We start from the raw sequence: 4,944 nt of genomic DNA, 5'->3' as shown, positions 1-4,944 counted from the left end.
TCCTCATAAGCCGCCGCCCCCTTACCGCGCAGGCCGTGTGAACCCGCGTACTCACCGTGATCCGAGGTGAATACGACGACAGTGTTGCGGTCAATCGCGGGGTGTGCGGCCACTTTCTCGAGCACCCGTCCGATTTGGGCGTCCACCTGTTGTTGTAGCCACAGATACATGTCCAGGCAGCGGGCCCACTGCGTTGCGACATCGGGTCCGGAATACGTCAGCATCCCGGTCAACAGCGGGGACATGAAGTTCATGAAGTCGATCTGCAGCTGCGGCTTACCGCGCCGATGGAGGTCATCCGGTGTCTCGAAGTTGACCGGCCCGGCGTTAAACCAGTGCGGAACACTCTCGGGCAAGGGGTTTTTCGGCCACCAACAAATATCGTGCGGATTCACCAGCGAAACAGTGGTGCACCATGGTCCGTTGCCGGCGTTCGCGTCGAACCATCCGCAAAACTGGTCGACGATGCTGGGATCTTTCTGCAGCCCCTGATTCGGCGAGCCGTTGGGCGACGGATAGGTGCCGCCCGAAAACCCATGCGCCTCAAGGCCTTCAGGAGTCGTGTCGCCCGAGTGGCCGAGATGCCACTTGCCCCACCACCAGGTGCGATAGCCCTGCTGCCGCAGCATGGTTCCCCATGTGGGGAACTTGGGCGCCAGGCTCGATTCGCTTGGCCCTTCTCCGGTGAACAGGCACCCGGTTTGATGCGAATACAAACCGGTAGTCATCACACCACGCGACGGCGTGCACATATTCGAGGCAGTGTAGTGCGACTCGAACGAGACGCTGCCCCTACGCAATCGGCTGATGTTGGGCAGTATGGCGTCGAGCTTGTGAGGGTCGGGAAACCACTGCGGGCCGCGCATCTGATCGACAACGATCACCAGGATGTTCGGTTTGTTACCGCCAACGACGGCCGAATCGCTTCGGCCCGGCTTGCGCAGGAATTCGTAGCCACCGACCCCGACCGCGGCAGCACCAGCCGTGATCGCAGCGCCCGTCAACACCGTCCGACGATTAATCACATGCTGCACCCGGACATCCTGTCATGGGTGTACGCGGTGTGTACCACGCAGATAAGCGCGCGGCTAACCGCCCACTGGTTTAATCGGCGGCGACCCGCTAGTCCTCCTTGCGAATCAACCGCCACAGTGCCTTGCGATCGGGCGCCAACAGCTCCTCGATGCGCGGTTGGTTGACGTCGGCGACGATGATCTCGCCAACCTCTTGGTGGACGTCACGGAAGATGCCGTGGGACTTCATCTTCTCGGTCTGATAGAGGTTGTCCTCGGTCGGCGTGACGTAGTGCACCGCGGACGCCTTGAAGCGGTTTACCAACCAGAGGTGGATCAAGGTCATCAGGCGCTTCTGACGCAACTTCTCTTCGAAGGTGTTCTGGTCGCGCACCGTGAGGATCGTGCTCGCGCGCCGGTCTTGGAAGGGCGCGAAGATCACGTTGGCCAGTTCATCCTCGCCCTCGCCGAAGATACCGAGCTCAAGCAGCTCGGAACCGGCGCGGTGCGGTCGCAGCTGTACGCGGAGCTTCTCGTCGAGCTTGTAGTGCTCGCTCCACATCGCCAGCCATTCCTCCAGCAGCTTCTTGGGCACCTCCGTCTGCACGAGGTGCTGGTGCTGCGTGGAACCCTTGCCCATGGCCTTGGTGGTCGCCGTGCGCCCCGACGTAGCCAGCAGCGCGGCGTCGGCGCGCGGGCCGCCCGCCAGGGTTTGCGGCGTGCGGTACGGCGACTCGACCAGGCGCAACTGGCGCTGCAAGCGGGCCAGCGCCAGCATGCCGTCCTGTCGGAGGGCGGTGGCGAACTCCTCGGCGGCCAGACCGTCGATCTGGTGTCCGCCGTATGTGATGAAGTTGAAGACGAAGCCCATCTTGCCGAGTTCCTCAGGGAAGGCCCGCATCTGTTCGTCGGTCATACCGGTGGTGTCCCAGTTGAACGACGGCGAGAGGTTGTAGGCCAGCATCTTGTCCGGGAACTGGGCGTGGATGGCGTCAGCGAATTGCTTGGCGTCGGCCAGGTCAGCCGTCTTGGTCTCCATCCACAGCAGATCGGCGAACGGCGCGGCAGCAAGGGACTTGGCGATCGCATACGGAATGCCGCCGCGAACCTGGTAATAGCCTTCGGGCGTTTTCGCGCGCTCGCAGTCCCAGCCGGCGTCGGCGCCGAGCTCCCTTGCTTTTTCGCGCGCTTCGTAAAGCGAAGCTGTCTTGGCGAACTCGCGCCACTCGGCCGCGCTCATCTCGGCCGGTTCGCCCTCGCTCTCCCGGAATTCGAGCAGATCCGCAACCGCCTCGCCGTACGTCTCCAGCCCGGCGTCGTCCTCCCAGGCCTCGACAAACCGGGCCTCGACTTTGTCGAACAGGGCGTCAACGGACTGCTGGCCGTTCTTCTGCCAACCCGTGGCCGCCTCCTTGACCAGCTCCAGAATGCCTTGGCGCTCAAGCCAGGCGTCGGCAGCGGCGTACTCGCCCTCCGGAAGGGCGTAGAGGAAGTGACCGTTGAGCTCTTTGACTCCGAGGTCATAGAAACGTCGCATCAGCGCCAGCCAGCAGGACTTGTACGACGGGATCCTCAGGTTGGTGGCGCCCAGAAGGAAGGGCTGGTCGCGCTCGTCGGCGCGGCTGTCAATCAGGTTGCCCGCTTCGGCATCGGTGCGTGCCACGATGATGCCCGGCACGCCCATGACGTCGAGCTGGAAGCGGGCGGCGTTGAGCCGCTTGATCTGCTCATCCGATGGCACCAGCACCTTGCCGCCTTGGTGGCCGCACTTCTTTGTGCCCGGGCGTTGGTCCTCGATGTGATATCCCGGCACGCCGGCTTCGACGAAGCGCCGGATCAGGTTACGGACATGCGGGTCACCGCCGTGGCCGGTGTCGGCGTCGGCGATGATGAACGGCCGAAAGTCGATGGCCGGGGTCGCGGCGCGGTCCGCTTCGCTCATGCGAAGGCGCTGGAACTGCTGATTGCGGTCGGCGGTCAGCAGTGCCCGGACCAGCCCAGCGGCCTCATCCGGCACCTGACTCAACGGGTAGCTGGCGAGGTCGGGGCCGGGGTCCTCACTGGTGGAGCCCTTCGCCGACGTCGCCCAACCACCGAGGTAAATGCCCTCGATGCCCATCCGCTTCATGGTCACGGCCTGGCCAGGAGAGTAGGGGCCAAATGTCGTGATGCTCTTGCCCTGGGCGAACAGCTCGCGCAGGCGGGCGTAGAACGCCGTCGCCGCTTCTCGTGCCACGGTGTAGTCGGTGGGGATCGTGCCACGCTGCTCTACGACTTGGCGAGCTGAGTAGAGGCGAAGTATTCCGTCGAACCGGGGGCTGTCGAAGTACCGCTGGGTGGCGGCGACTTGCTGTTCGAACGGTGAGCGGGTCTCTGCGTCCGCTTCGATGGTGGTGGCCATGGGTTTTACGCTCCTGTCCAGCGGTTTTCCCCGACGATACGATGCGAGTCTATCCCCTTGATTATTGATGCCGGCATTTTGCTACCGGCTAGTAGGTCCGGTCACGGCCACCAGTCGGACGCCGTTTTCGGGCTGCGGGGTTGCGCCGTTTGCGGTGACTCGAACTGCTAGCACGGTAGTTTCGCGTCGTGCCCGAGCTCATGAACCGTCAGATCGTGTTGCGTCGCCGCCCCACCGGTCTCGTGCAACCCGGCGACACTGAACTGATCACCGCGCCCGCACCCGCGCCGGCAGAAGGTGAGGCGCTGCTCCGCAACACCTATATCGGCATCGACGCCGCCGTGCGCACCTGGCTCAACGACCAGCCCGGCTACCTGCCGCCGGTACAGCTGGGCGAGGTGATCCGGGCGGCGGGAATCGGTGAGGTGGTGGCGTCGCGCTGTGCCGCCTACGCCATTGGCGACGTGGTCACGACTTTGTCGGGTTTTCAGGAATACGTGATCATCCGCGACGACGTGTTCAGCACGCCGATACCCGATGCGAAGGACCAACTGGCGGTGATGTCGGTGTACGGCCCGACCGGCGCCACTGCCTACTTCGGCATGACCAATATCGGCAAGCCCAAGCCCGGTGAGACGGTGGTGGTGTCGGCCGCCGCCGGTGCGACCGGGTCGGTGGCCGGGCAGATCGCCAAGATCGCCGGCGCCCGAGTAGTGGGTATAGCGGGCGGGCCAGAGAAGTGCCGAGTCGTGGTGGACGAGTTCGGGTTTGACGCGTGCATCGACTACAAGGAAGGCAACCTGGCGGCCGCGCTCAAGCAGCACTGCCCCCGCGGCGTCGACGTGTACTTCGACAACGTCGGCGGACCGATCCTCGACGCGGTGCTGGGCCGCCTTGCGCACAAGGCGCGGGTCGTACTCTGCGGCGTCATCTCCAGCTACCTGACCGGCGAACATCCGGGGCCGGCAAATTACGTGAACCTGCTCGCCAAAACTGCGCTCATGCAAGGGTTTAACGCCCTTGAGATGTGGGACCGCTTCGAGGAAGCCTTCGCCGATCTTCGCCGCTGGGAGCAGGAAGGCAAACTCGTGCATCGAGAGACCGTCTTCGACGGCATCGAGTCGTGCGTCGACGCGCTCAACGGGCTGTTCACCGGGGCCAACATCGGCAAGATGCTCGTCAAAGTCGGCGAACCGACGCCGGGCTGAGCGCTCCTATCCGTCGATCTCCCCAGAAATCCCGCGCTCGATGCTTGCCCGCGTCGCAGGCGGCAACACGATCAGGCCGTCAAGTTCTTTGCCGGCAAGATCGTACGCGCGCTGACGTTCGGGTGCGGTAGCGGCCGGATCTGACGCCATGCGCATCAGATTTCGCGCACGCGCGATCCGCTGCTGTCCGTCTTGGGAGAAGTCGTTGCAGCGTCTCCGGATGGCCTCGGTCTCAGCCGCATTGAATGCGGTTACGTAGTCCTCGACAGCGGCGAGGTACTGCGCTGCGGCTTCGCGATCCTCGACAAGATCTTCAGCTTTT

3 protein-coding genes and 1 pseudogene are annotated in these 4,944 nt (G+C 64.1%); 1 reads left to right on the top strand and 3 read right to left on the bottom strand.

The genetic code is table 11. The features are described from left to right. Positions 1 to 884 (bottom strand): sulfatase-like hydrolase/transferase (locus tag VFA16_RS15950; protein ID WP_324968755.1); only part of this gene is annotated, 884 nt, incomplete at its 3' end. 238 nt (positions 885 to 1,122) lie between these two features. Next, entirely contained in the window at positions 1,123 to 3,414 is a 2,292-nt protein-coding gene (aceA, locus tag VFA16_RS15945; RefSeq protein ID WP_324968754.1) for an isocitrate lyase ICL2, read from the bottom strand. A gap of 188 nt (positions 3,415 to 3,602) precedes the next feature. On the opposite strand from aceA, the gene VFA16_RS15940 reads away from it, so the two are divergent. Further along, positions 3,603 to 4,622: an NADP-dependent oxidoreductase gene (locus tag VFA16_RS15940; protein WP_324968753.1), complete on the top strand. Its 1,020-nt coding sequence runs from the start codon at positions 3,603 to 3,605 to the stop codon at positions 4,620 to 4,622. 6 nt (positions 4,623 to 4,628) lie between these two features. Here VFA16_RS15940 and VFA16_RS15935 read toward each other — a convergent pair. Then, positions 4,629 to 4,944: pseudogene (locus VFA16_RS15935) on the bottom strand (hypothetical protein); the annotation flags it as partial.

The organism is Mycobacterium sp. (assembly GCF_035653355.1).
Classification (GTDB): Bacteria; Actinomycetota; Actinomycetes; order Mycobacteriales; family Mycobacteriaceae; genus Mycobacterium.
The sequence above is the reverse complement of the archived record's forward strand: the minus strand, read 5'-3'. Positions and strand labels throughout refer to the sequence as shown.